The 887-nt window shown below is 60.3% G+C and carries 1 protein-coding gene; it reads left to right on the top strand.

What is annotated here, in order from left to right:
• The first annotated feature begins 58 nt into the window (after positions 1-58).
• Positions 59-280, top strand: coding sequence for a hypothetical protein (locus tag FXV83_RS39595; RefSeq protein ID WP_148745472.1), 222 nt, complete (start codon positions 59-61; stop codon positions 278-280).
• The last annotated feature ends 607 nt before the right edge of the window (positions 281-887 follow it).

The raw sequence follows: 887 nt of genomic DNA, 5'->3' as shown, positions 1-887 counted from the left end.
CGTTCTTCACGGACGACGAATTAGATCACAAGGGGGCCATCGTACGGGAGCCAAGGCCATGATTTCCCACCCAAGGACCCACAAGGGAGCGGTGCTGATCGCGGCGTACGCGATGTTTGCCTGCATAGCGGCATTACTGTCGGTCAACCTGACATCACCCACCAGCGCCGCGCTCGGCGCGGACTGGCAGTGCAGCCGGTTTGCGCTCGTATTCACGACCTGCACCCCGGTGCGTGCACACGAGACCGTTTCCACTGGCGTGCGCAAGCGGCGGACCTAGCTAGGTGAGCGCCCGGCCTCGGCGAAATGCGCGGTAAACTCGGTCTCTTGGGGCCGGGAACGGGCAAGGCGGCCTGTGTCGTCGAATCTGGCCGGGCTTGGCTGGACATCGGGCGAGGCGGACCCGCATCGCGGGCTTCCTAACTAACTAAACCTAGGGGGTTTGGCCCCGTAGGTTTTCCACACATTCTGCAGCCGTCACCAGATCGCGACACAACGGTAGACACAAGCGCAATTATCCATTGATTTTATTGCGCTTTTTGTCACAGACCGCTCCCTGCGCAGTGGCTTGACGGCTTATGCCGTGCTCTCCCGGGAGCCGAGTTCCTTCTGGCCTCCCTCGCCCCCACGAATTGACGACGCAGTCCACCCGGTTGGGCTCGCTAACGCCTCCGCGAAAAGCTTGACCGTAGCAACGACGGCCAGGACCACACGTCTATATTTTGGCATTCGGTGAAACACGCCGAAACTACAAATACCCTTTAAAACAAGCTCTTTTCGCCTAGCCTGTTTCGGGATGCTTCGGCGGGTTTCGTCAAATCTAGGGCCCGGCCCTAGGGCGTCCAGTGTCCGCGTGACGAACTGAACGCCCCAAAGCCGAGCCCTTT

It is taken from the genome of Bradyrhizobium hipponense (assembly GCF_008123965.1).
Taxonomy (GTDB): Bacteria; Pseudomonadota; Alphaproteobacteria; order Rhizobiales; family Xanthobacteraceae; genus Bradyrhizobium; species Bradyrhizobium hipponense.
The sequence above is the reverse complement of the archived record's forward strand: the minus strand, read 5'-3'. Positions and strand labels throughout refer to the sequence as shown.